Source organism: Geodermatophilus sp. SYSU D01045, assembly GCF_054050295.1.
Map to the genome: position 1 here is coordinate 58,019 of NZ_JBJGZB010000017.1, position 22,911 is coordinate 80,929.

At 74.8% G+C, this 22,911-nt stretch carries 16 protein-coding genes; 5 read left to right on the forward strand and 11 right to left on the reverse strand.

Features of this window, described 5'->3' with window-relative positions; genetic code table 11:
- Positions 1-8: 8 nt before the first annotated feature.
- A complete protein-coding gene (gene gdhA, locus ACI798_RS15560; protein ID WP_457048328.1) occupies positions 9-2,582 on the reverse strand; it encodes an NADP-specific glutamate dehydrogenase in 2,574 nt (857 codons plus the stop codon).
- A 64-nt stretch (positions 2,583-2,646) separates the two neighbouring features.
- Between gdhA and ACI798_RS15565 the strand changes: the two genes are divergently transcribed.
- A complete protein-coding gene (locus tag ACI798_RS15565; protein WP_457048329.1) occupies positions 2,647-3,237 on the forward strand; it encodes a helix-turn-helix domain-containing protein in 591 nt (196 codons plus the stop codon).
- The gene (locus ACI798_RS15570; RefSeq protein ID WP_457048330.1) at positions 3,234-3,962 is read left to right on the forward strand and encodes a B3/B4 domain-containing protein; all 729 of its coding nucleotides are present in this window, start codon (positions 3,234-3,236) and stop codon (positions 3,960-3,962) included. Before ACI798_RS15565 ends, ACI798_RS15570 begins: the two co-directional genes overlap by 4 nt.
- On the opposite strand, the gene ACI798_RS15575 is transcribed toward ACI798_RS15570, so the two are convergent.
- Positions 3,941-5,134, reverse strand: a complete 1,194-nt coding sequence (locus ACI798_RS15575; RefSeq protein ID WP_456941674.1) for an NAD(P)/FAD-dependent oxidoreductase — start codon at positions 5,132-5,134, stop codon at positions 3,941-3,943. The genes ACI798_RS15570 and ACI798_RS15575 overlap by 22 nt on opposite strands.
- Positions 5,135-5,232: 98 nt before the next feature.
- Positions 5,233-6,012: a CPBP family intramembrane glutamic endopeptidase gene (locus ACI798_RS15580; RefSeq protein WP_457048331.1), complete on the reverse strand. Its 780-nt coding sequence runs from the start codon at positions 6,010-6,012 to the stop codon at positions 5,233-5,235.
- A 319-nt stretch (positions 6,013-6,331) separates the two neighbouring features.
- On the opposite strand from ACI798_RS15580, the gene ACI798_RS15585 reads away from it, so the two are divergent.
- On the forward strand, positions 6,332-8,233 hold the full coding sequence (locus tag ACI798_RS15585; protein ID WP_457048332.1) for an alpha/beta-hydrolase family protein: 1,902 nt from the start codon (positions 6,332-6,334) through the stop codon (positions 8,231-8,233).
- A 49-nt stretch (positions 8,234-8,282) separates the two neighbouring features.
- Here the strand turns inward: ACI798_RS15585 and ctaD are convergent, their stop codons facing one another.
- Complete coding sequence (ctaD, locus tag ACI798_RS15590) at positions 8,283-10,040, reverse strand: aa3-type cytochrome oxidase subunit I (RefSeq protein ID WP_457048333.1); 1,758 nt, start codon at positions 10,038-10,040, stop codon at positions 8,283-8,285.
- A 354-nt stretch (positions 10,041-10,394) separates the two neighbouring features.
- Between ctaD and ACI798_RS15595 the strand changes: the two genes are divergently transcribed.
- Positions 10,395-10,856 (forward strand): peptidoglycan-binding domain-containing protein, encoded by a 462-nt coding sequence (locus tag ACI798_RS15595; RefSeq protein WP_457048334.1) that lies wholly within the window; start codon positions 10,395-10,397, stop codon positions 10,854-10,856.
- A 191-nt stretch (positions 10,857-11,047) separates the two neighbouring features.
- Complete coding sequence (locus tag ACI798_RS15600; RefSeq protein WP_456941669.1) at positions 11,048-11,524, forward strand: LysM peptidoglycan-binding domain-containing protein; 477 nt, start codon at positions 11,048-11,050, stop codon at positions 11,522-11,524.
- Positions 11,525-11,655: 131 nt separating this feature from the next.
- Here the strand turns inward: ACI798_RS15600 and ACI798_RS15605 are convergent, their stop codons facing one another.
- The 7 genes from ACI798_RS15605 to ACI798_RS15635 all read right to left on the reverse strand — a co-directional run bounded on the left by ACI798_RS15605 (position 11,656) and on the right by ACI798_RS15635 (position 22,898).
- Positions 11,656-12,312, reverse strand: coding sequence for an AfsR/SARP family transcriptional regulator (locus ACI798_RS15605; protein WP_456941668.1), 657 nt, complete (start codon positions 12,310-12,312; stop codon positions 11,656-11,658).
- Between the two features lie 199 nt (positions 12,313-12,511).
- On the reverse strand, positions 12,512-12,724 hold the full coding sequence (locus tag ACI798_RS15610; RefSeq protein ID WP_457048335.1) for a hypothetical protein: 213 nt from the start codon (positions 12,722-12,724) through the stop codon (positions 12,512-12,514).
- 278 nt (positions 12,725-13,002) lie between these two features.
- Positions 13,003-14,931, reverse strand: a complete 1,929-nt coding sequence (locus ACI798_RS15615; protein WP_457048336.1) for a peroxidase family protein — start codon at positions 14,929-14,931, stop codon at positions 13,003-13,005.
- A 41-nt stretch (positions 14,932-14,972) separates the two neighbouring features.
- Positions 14,973-16,388, reverse strand: coding sequence for an oxidoreductase (locus ACI798_RS15620; protein WP_457048337.1), 1,416 nt, complete (start codon positions 16,386-16,388; stop codon positions 14,973-14,975).
- Entirely contained in the window at positions 16,385-17,764 is a 1,380-nt protein-coding gene (locus ACI798_RS15625) for a hypothetical protein (RefSeq protein WP_457048338.1), read from the reverse strand. Before ACI798_RS15625 ends, ACI798_RS15620 begins: the two co-directional genes overlap by 4 nt.
- A gap of 30 nt (positions 17,765-17,794) precedes the next feature.
- On the reverse strand, positions 17,795-19,342 hold the full coding sequence (locus ACI798_RS15630; RefSeq protein WP_456941663.1) for a S8 family peptidase: 1,548 nt from the start codon (positions 19,340-19,342) through the stop codon (positions 17,795-17,797).
- A gap of 178 nt (positions 19,343-19,520) precedes the next feature.
- Positions 19,521-22,898, reverse strand: coding sequence for a M28 family metallopeptidase (locus tag ACI798_RS15635; RefSeq protein WP_457048339.1), 3,378 nt, complete (start codon positions 22,896-22,898; stop codon positions 19,521-19,523).
- Between the last annotated feature and the right edge of the window lie 13 nt (positions 22,899-22,911).

The window sequence follows — 22,911 nt, forward strand, 5'->3', positions numbered from 1 at the left end:
GCCCCGCCTCAGACCAGGCCGTGCGCGTGGACGGCCTCGGCCACCTGCAGGAAGCCGGCCACGTTCGCGCCGAGGACCAGGTCACCCGGGGAGCCGTACTCCTCGGCGGTGGCGTGGCACCGCTCGTGGATGCCGCGCATGATCTCCTCCAGCCGGGCCTCGGTGTGCTCGAAGGTCCAGCGGTCGCGGGAGGCGTTCTGCTGCATCTCCAGCGCGGAGGTGGCCACGCCCCCGGCGTTGGCGGCCTTGCCGGGCGCGAACGCGACCCCGGCCTCGCGGAACACCCGGACCGCGTCGGGCGTGGCCGGCATGTTGGCCCCCTCGACGACGTAGCGGCAGCCGGCGCGGGCGAGGACCGCGGCGGCGTCGCCGTCGAGCTCGTTCTGCGTCGCGCTGGGGATCGCGACGTCGCAGGGCACGTCCCAGACGCTGCCGCCGGCCACGAACGACGCCGAGCCGACCCGCTCGGCGTACTCGCCGATCCGGGCCCGCTCGACCTCCTTCACCTGCTTGAGGACCTCGAGGTCGATGCCCTTCTCGTCGACGACGTGGCCGCTGGAGTCCGAGCAGGCGACCACGGTGCCCCCGAGCTGGTGGACCTTCTCGATCGCGTAGACGGCGACGTTGCCCGAACCGCTGACGGTGACGCGCCGGCCGTCGAACGACTCCCCGGCCGTCTCCATCATCGCCTCGGCGAAGAAGGCCGCCCCGTAGCCGGTGGCCTCGGTGCGGACCAGCGCGCCGCCCCAGCCCAGGCCCTTGCCGGTGATGACCCCGGACTCGTAGCGGTTGGTGATCCGTTTGTACTGGCCGAACAGGTAGCCGATCTCCCGGGAGCCCACGCCGATGTCGCCGGCGGGCACGTCGGTGTACTCGCCGAGGTGCCGGTAGAGCTCCGTCATGAACGACTGGCAGAAGCGCATGACCTCGGCGTCCGACCGGCCCTTGGGGTCGAAGTCGGAGCCGCCCTTGCCGCCGCCGATGGGCATGCCGGTGAGCGCGTTCTTGAACACCTGCTCGAACCCCAGGAACTTGACGATCCCGAGGTTGACCGACGGGTGGAAGCGCAGCCCGCCCTTGTAGGGACCCAGCGCCGAGTTGAACTCGACGCGGAATCCCCGGTTGATCTGCACCTCGCCCGAGTCGTCCTGCCAGGGCACCCGGAAGATGACCTGCCGTTCGGGCTCGCAGATCCGCTCGACGGTCTTCATCTCGGTGTACTCGCCGTGCCGGCTGAGCACCACGGCGAGCGACTCGAGCACCTCGCGGACCGCCTGGTGGAACTCCGGCTCCGCAGGGTTGCGGCGGAGCACCTCCTCGTGGATGCGCTCGACCACCGGCGGGAGACTGTCGGCCACGGGATCCCTCCACTCCTCGGCCGGGTCCGTCGGGGACCTGCGGCCGGGTCGTGGTGCCGGGTCACGGTCTGGACCCGTCCCGCCGGTACCCACCTCCCCGGGCGGTACCCGGTACCAGGCGGTGGCCTCCAGCGCGGCGGCGAGGTCGGCCCACAGGTCCTCGACGTGCTCGATCCCGACGCTGAGGCGCACCAGCCCGGCCGGCACGTGCTCCTGCCCGGGCAGCTTCGCCCGCCGCTCGACCGTCGACTCGACGCCCCCGAGGCTGGTGGCGGACGCGACGACCCGGACGTGCGCGCACACCGCGTCCGCGGTGGCGGCGTCGGCGACCTCGAAGGCGAGCACCGAGCCGGGCCCGCGCATCTGCCGGGCGGCCAGGGCGGCGTGCGGGTCGCCGGGCAGGCCCGGGTAGCGCACCCGCGCCACCGCGGGGTGCGCGGCCAGCCGGCGGGCGAGCTCCCCCGCCGACTCCTGCGCCTGGCGCAGCCGCACGGCGAGGGTGCGGGCGCCGCGCAGCGCGAGGAACGCCTCCAGCGCGCCCGGCGTGGCCCCGGCGACCTCGCGCCGGCGGGCCAACCGCGCCCGGTCCTCCGGGCGGCGGCACACCACCACGCCGAGCAGCAGGTCGGAGTGGCCGCCGATCGCCTTGGTCGCGCTGTGGACGGCGAAGTCGGCGCCGAGCCGCAGCGGGTTCTGCAGCAGCGGGGTGGCGAAGGTGTTGTCCACGGCGACGAGCGCGCCGCTCGCGGCGGCGGCCGCGGCGACGTCGACGACCTGGAGCAGCGGGTTGCTCGGCGTCTCCAGCCAGACCAGGTCCGCGTCGCCGGCCGCGGCGGCGAGCGCGCCGGCGTCCGACGTGTCCACCGTGCGCACCGCCCAGCGCCCGCCGGCCGCGACGCCGTCCGCGAGCAGGGCGCGCAGGCCGGTGTAGCTGTCCCGGGGCACCACCACCCGCGCCCCCACGGGCAGCAGTTCGAGCACCGCGGCGATCGCCGCCATCCCGGAGGAGAAGGCCACCGCGGCGCCGCCCTCGAGGTCGCCGACCAGATACTCGAACGCCTCCCAGCCGGGCGTGCCGTCGTCGCGGGAGTACTCCCGCCCCGCCGTCCCGGCCGGGGCGGCGCGGAAGTTCGACGCCGGCACGATCGGGACGTTCAGCGGCTGCCCGGGCGCCCCGCTCCCCCGCCCCAGGACCGCCAGGCGGGTCTCAGCCCGCAGCTCCACGGACACCGCCTCCTCTGGTGCAGTATGTTGCACTATCGAAGGCAGCGTACGGGGAGGGAGCGGGATGGCGCAGGCGCCCGGGGTCAACGAGCTGATCGGCCGGCGTGTCCGGCAGCACCGCACCGCCCGCGGCTGGACCCTCGACGAGCTGGCCGACCGCTCCGGCGTCAGCCGCCGCATGGTCATCACCATCGAGCACGGCGAGGGCAACCCGAGCATCGCCACCCTGCTGCGGATCAGCGACGCGCTCGGCGTCGGCCTGCCCGTGCTCGTCGACGTCGAGCGCCCCCGCGCCCTGACCGTCACCACGGCCGGGGAGGCACCGGTGCTGTGGCGCGGCCCGCACGGCGGGCGGGCACTGCTGGTCGCCGGCACCGAGCCGCCCGACGTCGTCGAGCTGTGGGACTGGACCCTGCACCCGGGCGAGGAGCACGGCAGCGAGCCGCACAGCGCCGGCACCCGGGAGCTGCTGCTGGTGCTCGAGGGCCCGGTCGACCTGCGCGTCGGGGACCGCACCGAGCGGCTGGACGCCGGGGACTCCGCGGCCTTCGCCGGCGACGTCCCCCACGGCTACGCCGCCCCCGCCGACGCGGCCGGCCCCGCCCGCTTCACCCTGACCGTGTTCCAGCCCGACGTGACCGGAGGACGCAGATGACCGACCCGCAGGAGTGGCTGGCCGCGGCCGCCGTCGACGACGCCGTGCTCGCCCTGCGCCCGGACTACCGGGCGCTGCTGCTGACCGCCGACGGGCTGCAGGGCGGCCCCGGCGACGCGGCCAGCGAGCGCGTCCTCGCCGCCGCCGAGGCCACCGCGCGGGCGCGACTGGACGGGCGCAGGCCCGAGGAGCTGCCGCACCCGGCCGCCTGGCGGGAGGCCTACCGGGCCTTCGGCGCCAAGCCGCAGCGCACCCGGCCCAGCGTCGAGGCGCTGCTGCGCCGTCTCGACCCGGACGGGCTGCCGCGCATCGACCGGATCACCGACGTCTACAACGCCGTCTCCGTCGCCCACCTGCTGCCGCTCGGCGGGGAGGACCGCGCCGCCTACGCCGGCCCGCCGCGGCTGGTCCGCGCCGACGGCAGCGAGCCCTTCGACACCACCGCGGACGGCGAGCCCGCCGTCGAGCACCCGGAACCCGGCGAGGTGGTGTGGCGCGACGACGCCGGGGTCACCTGCCGCCGCTGGAACTGGCGCCAGGGCGTCCGCACCCGGATCACGACCGCCACCACCAGCGCGCTGTTCGTCCTGGACGTGCTGGACCCGATGACCGACGACGAGGCGCACGCCGCGGCCGACGCGCTCACCGACGCCCTGCTCGCCCTCAGCCCCGGCGCCGTGGTCCACCGGCGGCTGCTCGGCGCTCAGGCGTCGACGGGGGCGTAGAGCCCGGCGGAGGAGCTCGCGCCGGTGACGACGAGGTCCGCCACCACGCCGGAGGCGACCCACGCCTGCACGTGGCCGGTGCCGTTGTAGCCGCCCAGCGCGAGCACCCGACCGTCGGTGCCGGGCACCGGCCCGCACCGGGGCAGGGGGTCCTCGGCGAAGCCCACGACGCCGGCCCACCGGTGGGTGACCGGCGCGTCCACCCGCAGCTCCTCGCGCAGCCAGCGGTCCAGCCGCGCCTGCACCGGCGCGGAGACCTCGGCGCGGTCGGTCCAGCTCGCGTCCCCGTCGAGGTCGGAGAACCCGCCCAGCGCGATCCGGCCGTCCGCCGTCTGGTGCACGTACTCGTGGCCGTACCGCGCGTACACCGGGAACGGCAGGACCCGCTCGGCGAGCGGCGCGGTGGCCAGCATGTTGAGCCGCCGCGGGCGCACGGCCGCCGCCGTGGGCACCAGCGCCGCGAGGTCGCCGTCGACGGCCACGACCGCCCGGTCGCAGCGCACCGTCCCGGCCGCGGTCCGCACGACGACGCCGTCCCCCTCGGCGGCCGGCGGCGCGACCACCGCCGAGTGCTCGAAGACGCGCGCCCCGCGCGCCTCCAGCGCGGCGGCGAGCGCCCGCAGCCAGCGGACCGGGTGCACCGACCCGTCGTGCGGGAACAGCAGTCCGGCCCGCTCCGGCCGGGCGAGCGGGCCGGGGAGGTCGTCGCCCGCCACGAGCTGTCCGGGGAAGCCGTCCTCGGCGAGCGCGGCCGCGTTGGCCCGGACGTCGTCGGCCTCGGCCGCGTCGACGGCGAGCCGGAGCAGCCCGTCGACCCGGAAGTGCGGGCGCGCACCGACCGCCTCGGCCACCTCCAGCACCTCCCGCTGGGCGGCCAGCGTCGCGGCGTGCACCGCCGTCGCCCGCTCGCGCCCCCACAGCCGGCGGGTCTCGTGGTACATCGGCGCGGCACCGGCGATGAAGAAGCCGCCGTTGCGGCCGCTCGCGCCCGACGCCACCTCGTTCCGGTCGAGCACGACGACCGACAGGCCGGCGTCGAGCAGCCGCCGGGCGGTCGCCAGCCCGCCGACGCCGGCGCCGACGACGCACGCGTCCGCCCGCACCTCCCCCGCCAGCGGGGACCGCGGGCGGTACGGCTCGTCCTGCCACAGCGGCACCGGGGTGCTGGTCACGGGTGTCCCCTCTCCCGACCGGCGTGGTGGGGGCCGCCGGTCGACGGGGTGATCGTCGTACACCGCCGGCCGACCCGAGCGCCGGCGGGTGGGGTGTGTCAGGCGCCGACGGTGGGGTCGACTGCCTGCACGGAGGCTGCACGGGGTCCGCGGCGCCACGGCGCCCGCTGCCGCTCCAGGCGCCAGGCCACCAGCCCGGCCAGCACCCCGAGGGCGTTCGTGGCCCAGTGCGCGACCGCGCCGGCGAGCACGCTGCCGCTGCGCCGGCGCAGCTCACCGAAGACCAGCCCGCCGACCGCGGTGACCCCGACGGTCGCCGCCACGACGACCGCTCTCCCCGCACCGCCGACCGCCCCGGACACGCCGCGGTTGGTCTCCCCCAGGTCCAGCGAGGGGAGGACGTGCCACGACCCGAACAGCGCCGAGGTCGTGGCCAGCACCCGCCACGGCCGCAGGTGCCGCGCGAGCACACCCCAGAGGACCGACCGGAAGGCGAGCTCCTCGAGCGTCACCGTGCCGAACGGGATGTCGACGATCGCCTTCTCCAGCGCCTCCGGGAGGACCAGGTCGTAGCGCACGTCCTGGAACGCCGGTCGGGCGGCCGGCACCACCAGGCCGACCACGTAGGCGCCGGCGACGACGGCGCCCGCGCCGAGTCCCCACCGGGCTCCGGCCCGCACGCGGCCCGGGTCCAGCCCGAGCTGCGACCAGGTCAGCCCCTCCCGCCGGGCCCAGGCGACGAGGCCGGTCCCCTCCAGCGCGCGGACCCACCACGGCGGGTGCAGGCGCTGGTCGGCCACGCGCACCGCCGCCAGCACGAGCACGACCTCGCCGGAGACCCTGCGGTACCGCGCGCGGCGGGCGGCGGACGGGGTCATCCGCGTCGCCTCCCCCGTTCCGCCGCCACCGGGTCGGCCCCCGGCGGCTGCCGCAGCCGGCCGGTGCCGGCGTCCGTCCCGGCGCCCGACGGCCTCGTCGTCGGTTCCACCGTCATGCCCGCTCCACTCGTCGGTGCACGGACTCCGGGAGTCTCCCGGATCGCCCGGCTCCTACCGGGAGGATGAACCGCGGCCCGCCCCGTCGCCCCACCATGCGGGCATGACACGCGCACGGGCCCGGACGGGACGGTCACGGTCGGGACGGCAGCGCACCGGGGGCCCGACGGCCAGGAGCACCGCGCCCGACGTCGGTCTGGTCGTGGCAGCGGCGATGGCGCCCGGGACGTTCGCCCCCTCCCTCTCCTCCCGCAGCGCGGCGGACCAGGGACTGGTGACCGGGCTGGCCACGGGCCTGCACTACCTGCTCTCCGCCGGGACGCAGGACGCGCTGGAGGCCACGGCCCGGCTGCTCCTCAGGGAGACGCCCTCCTCGTCGGTGCGCGGCGCCGGGACGATCGCGGTCGACTGCGCGGCCGTGCCGCTCGGGCTGGCGGCGCTCCGGGCCCTCCCGCCGCGGGCCGGCGACCCGCTCCGCGGCGTCCTGCGCCAGGCGGCCTGGCGGCTCGGTGCCACGGGGTTCGGCAGCGCGCTGCTGGGTGGGGCCCGCATCGGTGCGCAGGCGCTCGACGACCGCCTCCGGCTGCACGGACGCCTCGCCTCCGTCCCGCTGTCGGTCCCCCTCGGTCTGGCGTTCGCCTACGTGCTCGACCGGCTGCGCGCAGGTGAGGACGCCGCGGACACGGCCGGGGCGGAGGCCCCGCCGCCGCTGTCGTCCCTCGGCGTCGCGACGGGGGTCGTCGGCTCCTTCGCCGGCGTCGCCTACGGCGAGCACGCCCTCGTCGACCTCGTCGCCCACCGGCTGGCCGCGGTGCTGCCCGGGCCGCCGGAGGTCTGGCGGCCGGCGGGCCACGCGGGTTTCCTGGCCGGCATGGCGCTCGCCGCCTCCGTGGTCTGGCACCGGGCGATGCGGCGGATCGAGGCGAGGACCTCGGTCGACGTCCCGGTGCTGGAGGCGGGCGCGGACGACCGCTGGGTGCCGCCGACGGTGAGCGGCGGCCCCGGCAGCCTCGTCGCGTGGGAGGGCATGGGGCGCGACGGCCGGCTGCACGCGCTCGCCTCCGTCCGCCCCGAGCCACTCCCGGACCGTCCGGACGGCGTGCCGGACCTGTCGATCCCGACCGTCATGGGCGCGCCCGCCCGGGCCACCCCCGTCCAGGTGTACGTGGGGCTGGACAACGCGCCGACCCCGCGGGCACGGGTGGACCTCGCGATGGCGGAGCTGGAGCGGACCGGCGCGTTCGACCGGTCGCTGCTGGTCCTGGTCTCGCCGACCGGCACCGGCTACGTCAACTACGTCGCCGTGGCCGCGCTGCAGTACCTCGCGCTCGGCGACGTGGCCACCGTTGCCCTGCAGTACTCGCGCCGCCCGTCGCCGCTGTCCCTCGGCATGGTCGCCCGGGCACGGGAGCAGAACCGGCTGCTGTGGCTGCGGATCCTGCAGCGTCTCCGCGAGCGTCCCGGTCCCCGTCCGCGCGTCGTCGTGTTCGGCGAGAGCCTCGGCGCGCACACCAGCCAGGACGTGTTCCTGCACTGGGGCACGCTCGGGCCCGACGCGATGGGCATCGACCGGGCGCTGTGGATCGGCACGCCGTACGGCAGCGGGTGGATGCACGAGGTCACCCGCGGCGACCGCCTCGACGTCGACCCCGACGCCGTGGCCGTCGTCAACGACCACGCGCAGTACGCCGACCTGGTGGAGCAGCGCGGCAGTCGGCCCCGCTTCGTCCTGCTCAGCCACGACAACGACGGCGTCACCAGGTTCGGCCCGGACCTGCTCTGGTACCCGCCGGACTGGCTGGGCCCCGCCCGGCCCCGCCCGGAGCCCGTCGCCGACGGCAGTCCCCGCGGCGTCCCCCCGGCGATGCGGTGGCGGCCGGTGACGACGTTCTTCCAGAGCCTCGTGGACATGAAGAACGCGCAGACGTCCGGGCCCTTCGGGGCGACGCAGCACGACTACCGGGCAGACCTGCCCCGCTTCCTCTCCGACGTGTTCGGGCTGCCGGCGTCCGAGGAGCAGTTCCTCCGGATCGAGCAGACGCTCCGGCTGCGCGAAACGGTGCGCGAGCGGATGTTCGCCGTCGTCCCCGGGGCCGTCGACTGACCGGCCCGCCCGGCGGGCCCGGGACCGGCGCGCCGTCCGGGCCGGCGGGTCAGGTGAAGTCGGGGTCGTTGGGACCCTGACGCGGGCCGGTGCCGCTGACCAGCTCGCTGACACCGCCGTAGGGCTCCTGCCGCTTGCCGACGTGCGCCTCGGCGTGCAGCCGCTCGACCAGGTGCGGGTAGTGCGCCTCGAACGCCGGGCGCTCCGACCGGATCCGCGGGATCGCGGTGAAGTTGTGCCGCGGCGGCGGCGAGGACGTGGCCCACTCCAGCGAGTTGCCGTGGCCCCACGGGTCGTCGCGCAGCGCGAGCCGGCCGTACTTCCACGACATCACCACGTTGTAGAGGAACGGCACGATGGAGGCGCCGAGGACGAAGGAGAAGATCGTCGAGACGGTGTTCAGCGCGGTGAACCCGTCGGTGGGCAGGTAGTCGACGTACCGGCGCGGCATGCCCTCGGTGCCCAGCCAGTGCTGGACCAGGAACGTGCCGTGGAAGCCGATGAAGGTCATCCAGAACTGCAGTTTCCCGAGGCGCTCGTCGAGCATCCGGCCGCACAGCTTTGGGAACCAGAAGGCGATGCCGGCGTTGGCCGCGAACACCACGGTGCCGAACACGACGTAGTGGAAGTGGGCGACGACGAAGTAGCTGTCGTTGACGTGCCAGTCCAGCGGCGGGCTGGCCAGCAGCACACCGGTGAGCCCACCGAGCAGGAAGGTCACCAGGAAGCCCACCGACCACAGCATCGGCGTCTCGAACGTCAGCTGGCCGCGCCACATGGTGCCGATCCAGTTGAAGAACTTGATCCCGGTCGGCACCGCGATCAGGTAGGTGAGGAACGCGAAGAACGGCAGCAGCACCGCGCCGGTGGCGTACATGTGGTGCGCCCAGACGGTGATCGACAGCCCGCCGATGAGCAGCGTCGCGCCGACCATGCCCTTGTAGCCGAACAGCGGCTTCCGCGAGAACACCGGGATGACCTCGGTGATGATGCCGAAGAACGGCAGCGCGATGATGTAGACCTCGGGGTGGCCGAAGAACCAGAACAGGTGCTGCCACAGCATCGGCCCGCCGTTCTCGTCCGTGTAGACGACGGCGCCCAGGTTGCGGTCGGCCAGCAGCGCCATCAGGGCCGCGGTGAGGATCGGGAACGCGAACAGCACCAGCACGCTGGTGACCAGCGTGTTCCAGGTGAAGATCGGCATCCGGAACATCGTCATGCCCGGCGCCCGCAGGCAGGCGATCGTCGTGGTGAAGTTGACCGCCCCCAGGATGGTCCCGAGGCCGCTGACCGCCAGGCCCGCGATCCACAGGTTCGCGCCCACGCCCGGGGAGTGGACGGCGTCGGACAGCGGGGTGTAGGCGTACCAGCCGAAGTCCGCGGCGCCGTTGGGGGTGAAGAAACCCGCGACCGCGATCAGGCTGCCGAACAGGAACAGCCAGTACGAGAAGGCGTTCAGCCGCGGGAAGGCGACGTCGGGGGAGCCGATCTGCAGCGGCATGATCAGGTTGCCGAACGCGAAGAACAGCGGCGTCGCGAAGAACAGCAGCATGATCGTGCCGTGCATGGTGAACAGCTGGTTGTACTGCTCGGGCGAGAGGAACTGCAGCCCGGGCTGGCCCAGCTCACCGCGGATCAGCATGGCCATGAAGCCGCCGACGATGAACCAGGCGAACGACGTCACCAGGTACATCAACCCGATGGTCTTGTGGTCCGTGGTCCGCAGCAGGTTCGAGAGCCGCGCACCCCGCGTCACCGGGGGCATCCCGCTCGGGCGGCTGACGATGGGCGCCGGGGCGATGGTCATCGTGCGCCTCCGTCATCACGACGTGACGACCACTGGCTCCGGATCACGGTAGGAGGTCCGGGCGACCAGGGGAATGCATCTCGCGCCGCGGGAGGGGACCACTGCCGCCGGACCGTTCGGTGGCGTCCCGACGGGCCCGTCGGCGCCGGGACGGCGGGCGGCCCGGGCAGGGTGGCCGATGGCTGCGGGCGGCACGACGCCCCGCCCGGGACGCGCTCCGGCTCCCGTGATGCCGGGGTGACGGTCCGGTGACGTGGTGGCCGGACACTGAGCAGGCACGGAGACGGCTGCTCCGGGCGTCGCACGGGTCCACTCGCTCTGAGCGGCCGAGCCTCCCTGGAGGAGGGGGATCACGTGGCCGAGTCCGTCCTCCCGTGGCCGTCGGTGGAGAAGGGCCATCCGGAGCACCCGGTCCGGACGGTGCAGCACCTCCTCCGCGCCCACGGCCACCGACTCGAGGTCGACGGCGTCTTCGGGCCGAGGACCGACGCCGCAGTACGAGCACTCCAGGTCACACGGAAGACCTCCGTCGACGGCGTCGTGGGGCCCCGTACCTGGTCGGCGTTGGTCATCGGGGTACGGAAGGGCAGCCGGGGCGACGCCGTCCGGGGGGTGCAGGAGGAGTTCCGGTTCCGCAGCGGCACGGACGACCCGAGCCAGGACCTGCAGATCGACGGCGTCTTCGGGCCCGAGACCGACGAGGCCGTCCGGAGCTTCCAGAAGTCGCTGTCCCTCGACCACCCCGAGGTGGTCGTCGACGGCATCGTCGGTCCGATCACCTGGCGCGCCCTGGTCAGCGGGATGCTGGCCGGCTGACCCACGGGTCCTGCGGCATCCCGGCTGCGGACCGCGCCGCACGTCCGCTGCGGTCCCCCAGGGAGATCGGGGGCTGGACGTCGACGACCGAGGAAGTCACCCGGCTCCCGACCGGGTGAGCGCACCAGGGACCGGGGTGGACGCCCGAGCGTCACCGACCTCATCGCAGAGGGCACTCTCAGGAGGACGAAGTGGCCACTTTCGACTACACCGTCGTGGCAGGCGACACCCTGAACAAGATCGCGAAGAAGTTCGGCGTCACCGTCGCCGAGATCCTTGCCGTGAACCCCCAGATCACCGACCCGGACGTCATCAGGGTCGGGCAGGTCATCAGGATCCCGGAGGTCGGCGGAGGGGATGGGGAGGCAGCCGTGAAGAGCTACGCCATCGTCGTGAACGTGTCCGGCGGATCGGCCCGCAGGTCGGATCCGGGGATCGACCCCGACCGGGTGGCGGTCGGCGAGTACGACGTGACGTTCCCGGAGGACATCAGCGCTTGGCTGTGGCAGCCGACTCTCGCCCCTGCGGACGACACGGACCAGACCGCCGGGTTCGTCACGGCCGAGCTCGGGGACATGGGCAGCCCCGAGATCCTGAAGGTCAGGACCTTCAACGCCGCGGGCAACCCCCAGAACCGGGCGTTCCACCTGCACGTCCGGGACATCTGATCCGACGGGTCCCGCGGTCGCTCCCCGGCTGCCGACGCCGGTGACCTGCTCGGTGCGGTCGGGTCGGACGGCCGGGCGGTGACGACGCGGTGCCGGGCGGATCCGTGGCGGACGGGGCCGGGTGGCAGCGGTCAGCGCGGCGCCACGGGCGCGGCACCGCCGGCAGCCCGCGACGAGCCGACAGCCGGACGCAGCCCCACCACCAGCCGCGTCATCCTGTCGCTCGGCTGGACACCCATCTCCCCGGCGAGGACGTCCCTGAACTGCTCGTACGCCCGCAGCGCCTCGGTGACGTTGCCCTCGGTCAGGTGCACGCGGATCACCACGCGGTGAGCGCTCTCCCGCAACGGCTCGGCACGCACGGCGGCATAGGCGGCCTGCAGGGCATCGCCGTACTGCCCGGCCGCGGCCAGCCGGGTGGCCGCCTCCTCCAGCGCGTGCATGCGCAGCTGCCGCAGCCGTTCGCGCTCGAGGAGGACCCAGTCGTCGTACCAGCCGGGCAGCAGCTCGCCCCGCAGGCCGACGTCGGGGACGGCGACGTCGGCCAGGGCGCAGGTCGGGTCCCGGACCCGCCGAGCCCACTCCCCCAGCTCCCGCACGTCGACCCGGACGCCCTCGGCGAGGGAGAGGACGTCACCGGACGCGTGCACCAGCCCGGGAGCCACCCGCTGCAGGCGCCACAGCGCCGTGCGGAGGCTGCCGTGCGCGTGCGCTTCCGAGACGTCGGGCCACAGGTGTCCGACGACGGTGGCCCGCGGTGGGCGACCGGACAGACAGACATGCGCCACCAGGCGTTGGACCCCTCGCGGGAGGTCGTCACCCCCTCCGTGGCCGGGCCCGTTCCCGAGGTGGATGGTGAACCCGTCGAGCAGGGAGATCCGTGGAGTCACGACCACAGGCATGGCGTGTCACCCCCAGGGGCACCTTCTGCGGAGGAGGGGCGAAGGAGCAGGAGCCTCGGAGCGCCCAGGGTCCGAGCTGACGGCTTCAGTTGTCAATCGGTCGCGTTCCGTCACCGAGGAAATCCTGCAGCCACTCACCGACCGCATCGACGACTTCACGCGGCGACGAGGCGAGCGCCACCGTCCGGTCCTCTTCGGACGTACCGAGACCGACCGCCGTCACCCGGGCCCGGAACTCGTCGGTCGCGCCCTCGAGCCAGACCCGCACGAGGAGTGCGGCGCTTCGTTCCTCGGTCACGGCCACCCTTCGACTGGTCGGTCACGCAGCGTGAGACCGCATGGGATGAACGGCCAGTTCACGCCACCGACCGGGGGGAGGTCGATGCTCTCCCCTGACGATGCGTGAGTGCACTCCCCCGACCTGATGAAGTCAATGGTGCCGCGGGGGTGAACGGTGAGGACGCCGTCCCCGGCGATCCGGCCGGCGGTGGGAGCGGACCGCTCCGGGACGGCAGCCCTCCCCTCACGCCGCCGGAGCGACACCGGGGGCGTGAGGGGAGGGCTGCCGGGAGGGGATCAGGCGCCGGTCCGCACCCAGGGAGCGAAGGCGTTGTCCACGCCACGGAGTGCCGGGCGCAGCTGGGGCAGGTGCCTCAGCAGGACGGTGCGCATGTCGTTGTCCCGGACCCAGGCGAGCCCGGCCGGCGAGTAGATCTCCGGACGGAAGTCGCGGGTGAAGAACCGGTCGCTGTTGAGCCGCCGCGACGCCATCAGGATGAAGACGCGGAACGCCGTGTCGCTGAAGGCGAACCCGGCCGGCCGCTTCTCGGCGAACAGGCCCACCATGAGGTCGACCCGTTCGACGTCGCCGTACAGGTCCGCCAGGTCGGCGGCGAGATCGGCGTCGTCGGTGAGATCGGCGAAGCTGCGGGGCGCCGCCAGGTGCATCAGCCGGCGGAACTCGCAGTAGCGCGGCGTCCCGAGCTCCCGGATGCGCAGGACGTCGGTCGCGGCCAGGTCGACGACCTTGCCGTCGGGCCGTTCGAACGACTGCAGGGAGCGCGGGAAGTTCCGCAGCACGATCGCCCCGGGGTGCGAGGTGCCGAACGAGTAGAACAGGTCGCCCAGGGCGAACCGGTCCGCGACCTCGCGGGAACGCGGGCCGGCGAGCGCCGGGAACGGGAGCACGTCCAGGGGCCGGTCGCCGTCGGCCGCGCGGATGTCGAACTCGTCCGGCAGCAGCGGGTGCATGCGGTAGACGCTGGTGAACTCCTCGGTGAGCGAGAAGGGCACGCCGAAGTGCGCGGTCTCCGAGCCGGGGATCCCGCTGACGACCTCGCTCCCGCTCAGCCGCCCGAACGTCCGGGCGATCCGCTCCCCCGCGATGCCGAACCAGTTGATCCTCAGGGCGGAGGCCGCCGTGGGGTGGCTGATGACGGCCGGCGTCCACTCCACCGTGTGGATCTTGGCGAGCAGGGCCGCGACCACCAGCCGGGCCCGCTGGAACAGCTCCTCGTCGTCCCAGTCCGGGTACTCGGCCGCGAGCCGGTCGCAGACGGCGTTGTGCTCGCGGGCGAACAGCGTGGCGAACATGCCCAGGCCGGTCCACCACCCCGGGACGCGGGTCGGGTCGAGCGCCGGGTCCTCGGGCAGCGGGATCATCCCGTCGTCGGTGAGGTGCAGCGTGCCGCCGCGGCCGGTCCGCACCCGCCGCTGCTCCTCCGGGGTGGTGCCGTACAGGGAGGACCCGTCCCACCAGTGGGTCACCTCGTTGACCGAGGTCACCGGCCCGTCGGCCCCGGCGGGCCGGGTGGGGTCGGGGTGGATCCGCGGGATCCGGATCGGGTCCTCCCACCAGTCGTCACCGGGCTCGAGCGGGATCTCCACCAGCCGCGAGGTGTCCGCCTGCCCGTGGCTGAACCAGTCGCGGATCATGAACTGCAACCAGGCGGCGGCCAGGGTGTTCACCGTCTCCGCGGGCCGGAACACCTCACGGGTGAGCAGCCGGCGGCTGACCTCCCGCGGGCTGGGCCGCAGCAGCTCGTCGTCGGTCACCGGCAGCACGCTGTCGAGCGGGACGTTGCGGCCGAAGCGGGCCCCGGCCCGGCCCATCTCGGGGTGGTCGAGGTCGTTGTACGAGCCGTCGACGCTGCGCGCGACCAGGTGCTGGGGTGTGCGCGGCGGAACCGGCGGGGCGTCGACGACCGGCACCCGGGTCGAGGGGTCGGCCAGGTTCTCCCGCCGCAGGGTGTTCCGGAGCCCGGCCAGCACGGCCAGGCCGAGGCCGCGGGGCAGCCGGTCCCAGCCCACCCGGTGGTCGACCAGCCGGGCCAGCCGGTCGTAGACCCGCCAGAGCGGCGTCCACCGGTGGCCGGCCCCGGGCACCGGCCGGGGTGCCGCGGGGGCGGGCGCGGCCGGCGGTCCGCCGGCGGACTCGGCGCGGGGGCGCGGGATGGCGGCGCCGGCCGTGCGGGTGCCGGCCGGACCGGGGGTGTCGGTGCTCATCGGATCTCCTGGGGAACGGGAGGACCGGTGCGGGGCGGGGGCTACGTCCGGGCCGATCCGGCCGGTGCCGGTCGTCCGGCACCGGCCGACCACCCGTCCGGGCGGTAGATCGACATGACCTCGGCGATCATCCGGTCGTGGTCGCCGTCGTACCGGCGGACGTCGTAGCAGCCCAGCGGGTCCTCGAGGACGTGGAAGAGGCAGAGGTTGCAGTAGGTGCACGGCCGCTCGGGCCGGTCCGCGCCGGCGGCCCACTGCCGCACCAGGTCGGGGTTGGCCATCAGCGGCCGCGCGATGCTGACCGCGTCGCACCGGCCGGACCGGATCGCCTCGCGCACGACCGAGGCGGTCTGGAACCCGCCGGTGACGATCACCGGGATGGACAGGTGCCGGCGCACCTCCGCGGCGTCGGGCAGCAGCAGGCCCTCGGGGTCCTCGGGCGCGGTGCGGGTCCAGAGGCGGCGCATGAGCGGGCGGGTCGGCCGGAAGCGCCACAGGGCGTAGTTGCGCAGCGTGCTCCGGCCCGAGGACAGCATGGTGTCGTAGGTCCCGACGAGGTCCCCGGGGGTGAAGCCCCCCGCGGGGTTGAGCGGGTGGGGGAAGAAGTTCCCGGTGGACACGTGGACGGCGTGCGCGCCGGCCTCCTCCGCCCACCGCAGCACCCGGACCGAGTCCGCCAGGGTGGTGCCCTTCCGGTGCCAGGGGAACAGCGCGTCCGCGTGGTCGACCGCGCTGAGCTTGACCTGCAGGTGGAAGTCCGCCCCCGCCTCCCGGCGGATCGCCGCGATCACCTCGAGGAGGAAGCGGGCGCGGTTCTCCAGGGGGCCGCCGTACCGGTCGGTGCGGTCGTTGATCGCCGGGCTGAGGAACTGGGTGAACAGGTAGCCGTTGCAGGCGTGCAGCTCCACGCCGTCGAGTCCGGCCTCGCGCGCCCGCCGGGCGCCCTGCCCGAACATCGCCACGACCTCGCCGATCTCCCGCTCGGTCATCGCCCGGGCCGGGAGGCCGTGGACCGGATCGGGCCGGCTCGTGGAGCTCAGGGCGGGGTGGACGGCGTTCTCCACGCCGGCGACGTCCCGCTGGCGGCCGCCGTGGCTCAGCTGCAGGAGGAACGCGCAGCCGTGCCGGTGGACGCGCTCCCCCACCGCCCGCCAGAAGGGGATCTTGTCGTCGTCGTCGATGAAGGCGTAGTTCGGCAGGACCCGGCCGCGCACGTGGACGGGCACGTGCGCGGAGACCAGCGCCCCGACCCCGCCCCGGGCGAACCGCTCCTCCCAGTTGATGCGGGCCGTGGTCCCGGTGCCGCCGTAGTCGTCGATGCGGCCGGAGATGCTGCTGCGGAGCACGCGGTTCTTGATCGTGAGGCCGCTGGGGAAGGTGAGCGGGGTCCAGATCGGGTCCGCACCCCCCTCGGCGGGGCTCCGCGGCACGGGCGTGGTCGGCGGAGGGGCGGTCACGGGGTCGCGCCACCCTGAGGTGCCGGCGCCGGGGAGGTGGCCTCCTCGGCCGGGGCCGTCCGGGGGCTCACGACCGGAGCGGTGAGCATCGCCTCCAGCAGTGCGTTGGCGACCGCCCGGTTCCGGACGTCGCCGTGGCCGGCCACGTGCCGGTCGGCGAGCAGGTTGGTGATCCGCCGTGGCGCGAACCGGTACCGGGTCCCGTCGTCGCCGAGGGTGCGGCGGTCGGCCTCGGCGGTCGCCACGGCGCCGTTGGCGCCGAGGCCGCCGTAGGGGTCGTCGGCGTCGCCGAGCCCGCTGCTCGCCTGCCGGGCGAGCCGGGAGGCGATGGCGTAGGCGAGCAGGACCGCCCTGTCGTTGTGCGTGTGGGTGACCACGGCGGGCCCCACCAGCTGCGGGCCGGTGAGCACCCCGCGGAAGGCGCCCCGGGGGGTGGTGCTCCCGCTGAAGCCGCGGTGGCTGAAGGCGGCCTGCAGGAGGGTCACCGAGGCGATCGGCGCCTCGGTGCCGGCTGCCGCCGCGGTGACGACGCGGGCTCCGAAGGAGTGCCCGGCGAGGTGCAGGCGCGGCGGATCGGGCAGCCGGGAGAGCCGGGTGAGCAGCGGCGCGACACCGCGCGAGCCGACGCGGCCGGCACGGTCCTTCATCGTGTAGTAGGTGGTGAGGTTGAGCAGTTGGCGGGCCACCCGGACGGGGCCGAGGTCGCGCAGCGACAGGCCGGTGGCGGCGGTCCCGCTCGCGGTGAGGAAGTCGGGGGGCACCCCGGGCGGGAGGCCGGTGCCCGCACCCGGGGCGCCGGCCGGCTCGGCCGACGCGTCGACGTCCAGCTCGGCCGCACCGGCCTGCGCGAAGACCTCCTCGGTGTCGCCGTCGCGCAGCGCGTCGGGGACGGGGTCGTCGTCCCCGACGTCCGGCTCGGGCGGGAGCAGGTCGCGCAGCCGGGCGAGGAACCGGTCCCGCGCCTCGCTCGAGGCGTCCAGCGCGCCGGCCAGCTCCCGGAGCTCGTCGGCGGCGGCCTGGTCCTCGACCCGCTCGGTGATCGCGTCGAGGAGCGCGGGCAGCTCGCCGGCGGCGGACAGTCCTCCGCCGGCGACCCGGTCGTCGTCGGCCCACCGCACGGAGGGCCAGAGCAGGCCGACGACCACCCACCGCCGGTCCGGCGCGCGGGTGCGGGCGAGGTCGGCGACGTTGTCGGCGAGCTCGGTGAACAGGCGCTCGGCGCCGGCGACGTCGTTGTTCCAGCCGTGCGCGATCAGCAGCACGTCGGTGGCGGGGTGGTGGCCGGACCGGACCAGCCGCAGCGCCCGGTCGACCTGGGCGTCGTGGGCCACCGCGCCCTGCTTCGTGAACTCGACCGGTGCGTAGGGCCACTCCACGGGATCCCCCTCGGGACGCTCGGTCCGGGTCTAGACGGACTGGATGGCGCGCATGGCGTCGACCAGGCCGGCGCCCTGGAAGTGCTTCGACCGCCCGATGTCGGTGGCGGTGTCCATCAGCGCGGCGCGCACCTGCTCGGGGTGGCCGATGAACTCGGGGTGGACCGACAGGAAGCCGGCCGCGACACCGGACACGTGCGGAGCCGCCATCGAGGTGCCGGAGTTCTCGATGTACGCCGAGTCCGGCAGCGCCTCCCGTGCCCGGACGGCGAGCTTCCCCGCGGCCGCGCTGACCACCCGCTCCCCGGGGGCGATCAGGTCCGGCTTCATCCGCCCGTCCCCGGTGGGTCCCTTCGAGGAGAAGTAGGAGACGCCGTTCTGGTGCGGGGAGCAGGACGTGGACCCGACCGTGATCGCGAGCGCGGCGTTGCCCGGGTCGTTGATCGTCATGTCGAACCCGAGGCGGAACACGTTGTTCCGGGGGTCGCGCGCGTAGCCGTAGCCGGAGTTCCCCGCCGCCACCACGACGACCACCCCGGACCGGACCAGCCGGTCGACCTCCCGGCACACCGGCGTGAGCCCGGTGGCGAACCAGGTCGGGTCGAACGGGTGGCCGACGGAGACGTTCACCCCGTGGACGACGAGGTCGCGGCCGCCGTCGTTGAGCGTGTTGACGTACTGCAGGGCGGCGATCAGCCCGGTGATGTCGCCGGACTCGTCGGGCCGCAGCACCTGGCAGGACAGGAGCCGGCACTCGGGTGCCATGCCGGCGATCGAGGGCAGCCGGAGCGGGGCGACCTGCACGCTGCCGGCGCTGTCGCGGTACCAGGTGGTGGCGGTGACGGAGCCGCCCTCGGGCGCCACCACCTCCCCGGCCAGGATCCCCGCGACGTGGGTCCCGTGGCCCGCCTCGTCGACGAGGGCCATCTTGTCGTCGGCGTCCACGAAGGACTTGTGCGGCAGCCCCTCGAGGTTGCGGTGCAGGGCGAAGTGCGGGTGGTCGCCCTGGATGCCCGAGTCGAGGACGGCCCAGACCAGGCCCCGGCCGGTCGCCCGGAACGAGCGCTGTGCCGCCTGGGCCTTCGTCGTCACGACCGAGCGGTAGATGAGGGCGGAGATCTGGAAGTTGGGCCAGAGACGGTGGATCGCCCCGCGCGGCGCCCGGCCCGGCTCGTCCGGTGAGTCCGCCGGGCCGGCGTCGAACCGGACGAGCTCCTCGATCACGGACGCCGGGAGGGTCACCGTGAGGTAGCTGCCGTTGTGGGCGATCTGGTCCTCGCGGACGCCGGCCAGCTCGGCCAGGAGCTGGGTGACCCGGGTGCGGGCCGCGGGGATGCCGCCCTCGTACCGGGTGCGCAGCTCGATCATCACGCCGATCGGGCCCCCGCCGTCCATCAGCTCCCGCAGCGGCTTGGAGACCACCGAGTCCATCACCAGCTCCGGCGACGTCGGCACCTGCCACGTGCGGGCCCCCGGGGTGCCGGGCACGTACCGGTCGGCGTCGTCGGCGGGATCCCGGACCGGGCCGTACTCCGCCGGGAACTGCGGGACGCCGTCCCAGCGCGGGGGTTCGGTCACGGTGCCTCCCCATGGCGTCTGCGGCGCGGCCGTCCGTGGTCGCGGACGGTAGGGGCGGGGCATCACCGTGCCGTCACCCCCGCGTCAACGCGCAGGTCGACGCCTGGACCCGGGACCACGCCGGGCCGTCCCGCGGCCGGCCCGGCCCACCGTCGACGCCCCCGCGCGGTGGGACCGATCAGGTCAGCTCGTGCACCCGGGCCTCCACCTTGGCGAGGACCGGCTCGACCACCCGGCGCGCCTGGAACAGCTTGAGCATGTTGTCCTGCGCCGTGCGCGCGTCGGCCCGCTTGCCCATCTCGACGGCGCAGGCGCTGTAGACGTCGGCGACGCGCTCGTACTGGATGTGGCCCAGGGCGTCGGCCGCCGCCTCGAACTGCTCCACGACCGGCCGGAGCCCCCGCTCGACCTCGTCGGGCTCGGGGTCGAGCACCCGGACCGCGGCCGAGTCGGCGCTGAGCACCTTGAAGGGACGGGCGAGCGGCACGGTCCGCACGGTCCTGAGGTAGAGCGACACCGGGTGCTGGACGCCGAGGTCGTCGGCGACCTCGCCGAGCAGCGCGTCGACGTCGTCGATCGTGCGGGTGCCCCCGACCGCGAGGACCCGTCCCACCGGGGCGGTGAACAGCCTCCCGGCCGCCGCACGGTGCTCCTCGGAGCGCGGCGGCCGCACGGTGAGGGTGGTGACCGCCGGCGCCGTCGACCCGTCCCGGTTGACCCAGCAGGCCTCGATCCGGTACCTGCCCGGCTCCTTGAACGGGAAGCCGAACTGCCCCATCGTCAGGTTCACCGACGCGTAGCGGGACTCCTGCGGGGCCAGGACCTCCATCCGCGGCCGCGTGCAGGCCCGGTAGAAGGGCAGGAAGGGACGCCGCTCGCCCGACGGACCCGTGACCGCCAGCTCCACCGTGCCCTCGGCGGGATCGAGGTCGGTGCGCGCCGGCACCGGCTCGTCGCCGACGTTGCGCAGCCGCAGCTCGCAGAACACGGCCTCGCCGTACTCGACCGCACTGCTCGGCAGGCGCAGGGCCAGCTCCAGCCGCGTGTCGAGCGTCCCGCGCCCGGCCCGCCCGTGGTTGTGGAACCACGCCTCGTTGCCCATCTGCACGAACCGCGCGGGAGCGTGGCGGAGGAAGAGGTTCTCCCCGTCGTCGAAGCGGAAGCGGAACCGGTCGTAGAACCAGGTGGCGTTCAGCCCTCCGCCCGGGCTGGCCAGGTCGGGGTAGTTCATCCAGGACGGCGACTGGGGGGCGTCGACGAGCGGCATCCAGGAGGGCGCCGGCCAGGGCCCGCTGCCCGGCTCACCCAGCACCGCCTGCTTCTGGAACGAGTGTGCGAGGTTGAACGCGTGCCCGGTCTCGTGCACCAGGTCGAAGAACAGCTCCCGGCGCGCCGCCTGCGCCGCGGGCGGGTTGGCCTGGGGATAGGCGCCGCCCTCGGTGTGGAAGTGCGGGCTGCGGGTGAACAGCGCGGTGCCCTGCCGGTCGACGCCGCCCGGCTCGTTGATGTCACCGTCGAACATCACGCCGCCGAGGCCGTCGCTGTCGGCGAGCTCGGCGTGGAAGACCCACATCTTCCACTGGGGCACGTCGGCGTACGCGCTCCAGTGCGAGGCCATCGCGTCGTGGAGCTCCTGGTAGTTCCACCGCCCGTTGGCGCCCGCGGTCGACGTGTCGATGGTGTTCGACCCGTTCGACCGGGTGATGCGGATGCCGGCACGGGCGAAGGCCCGCTCCAGCGTGAGGTCCTCCCGCGGCAGGTCGGCGGGGCGGTCGGGGTGCAGGTGGGTGTCGTAGGGCTCCGCGGCGACCGCGCCGTCCTCGACGTCGACCTCGACCTCCACCTCGCGGAACCACCGGGACACCTGCCGGGCCCGGTAGGGGCCGAACCTCGTGCCGGTGGCGGCCACGAAGACCACCTCGGCCACCGGGGGCGCCGCCGGCGGGTGCCGGAGGAGACCGATCTCGATGCGGTCGACGACCAGCGCCCCCCAGGGCAGGACGAGGTCGGTCACCACGAGGTCGTGGCGGTGCAGGCCCGGGGTCTGCGAGGTGACCCGGCCGATGAAGTGGGCGGGTGGGCCCGGTGCCGCGGCGCTGACGAGGACGGTCCCGCTGACCACCTCGAGCGGGTCGGTCCCGTCGACGTCGACGTGCAGCGTGAACCGGGGCCTGCGCAGCTGCTGCCGGCCCTCGCGGTCGAACGCGAGGTCGGTGAGGACCGGCTGCGTGTCGTCCTCGGGCTCGGCACGGTCGGCGACACCGCCGTTGAACGCGTAGCGGCCCGACAGCTGCCGCGGCAGGGGCCCCGGTGACGACTCGAGGAGCCCGAGCTCCTGGAGTTCGGTGGACGTGGTCATGGCCGGTCCTCCCTCGTTGCCCAGCTCGGTGGCGATCGCGGCGACGTTCATCCGCACGATCTCGGTGGCGAGTCCGACGTCGATGCGGTCGTCGGTGTCGGCGGCGGTGTGCACGGCGGCGTTGGCCCGGTCGGAGGCCTCGATGGTGAGGACGGCGGGGATGCCCGCCCTGAGGAAGGGCACGTGGTCGCTGGCGAACGGGTCCAGCGACGTCTGCACCGTCAGTCCGGTGTGGGCGGCGGCCGCCTCGGCCAGCCGGTCGATCAGGGACTGCGCCGGCGCGGCGCCCTCCAGGAGCACCCCCGGCTCCGGGGTGTTGCGGCAGCCGACCATGTCCATGTTGACGACGGCGGCGATGCGGGACCGCTCGGCCGGGTCGAGGGAGGCGACGTAGGCGGTGCTGCCGTGCAGGCCCTGCTCCTCGCCGCCGAACAGGACCAGCCGCAGGTCGTGGGTCGCCGGGTGGTCGTGCAGGACGCGGGCGATCTCCAGGACCCCGGCGCTGCCGCTCGCGTTGTCGTCGGCTCCCGGCGCCGGCGCGGCGGGGCCGCCGCGGGTGTTGACCGAGTCGAGGTGCGCGGTGGCGAGCACGGCCCGCCGCGGTGCCGGGCCCGTCCCGTCGCGGTCGGCGACGAGCGAGACGGTGTCGCTCCCGCCGGGCAGCGGCACGGGGACGACGGCGGTGCGGTAGCCCAGGGCGTCGAGACGCGCCCGCGCCCAACGGGTCGCCTCGGCGAGGCCCGGGCTCGTCGAGTGCCGGGTGGGGAGGGCCGCGAGCGTCCGGATGTCGGCCCCGAGGGCGCCCGGGTGGACGCGCTGCACGAGGTCGGCGACCCACGGCAGCGGGGCGCGCCGTGCGGCGGGGGCCGCGGGCCGGGCGACGACCGCGGCGTCGACCGGCAGGGGCTGTACGCGGTAGCCGCAGGTGGGGTCGGGCCGATCGGGCCACGCCACGGGCACGTCGACGACGAGGTGGCGGCCGGCGTCGAGCACCACCGGCACGTCCGGGTGGTCGTCGAGGAACAGGGTGCCGAGCTGGGTGACCAGCCGCAGCTCCCCGGCCGCCCGCTGTGCCGCCGCGCCCAGCGCCCCGTCGGGTCCCCACCACAGCACGCGGTCGCCGAACACGGTCCGGTGCACACCACGGCGGCCGGGCGGCACGGGGTGGGCCGCCGCGGCGGTGATCAGGTGCTCCATGTCGCCCCCCGGT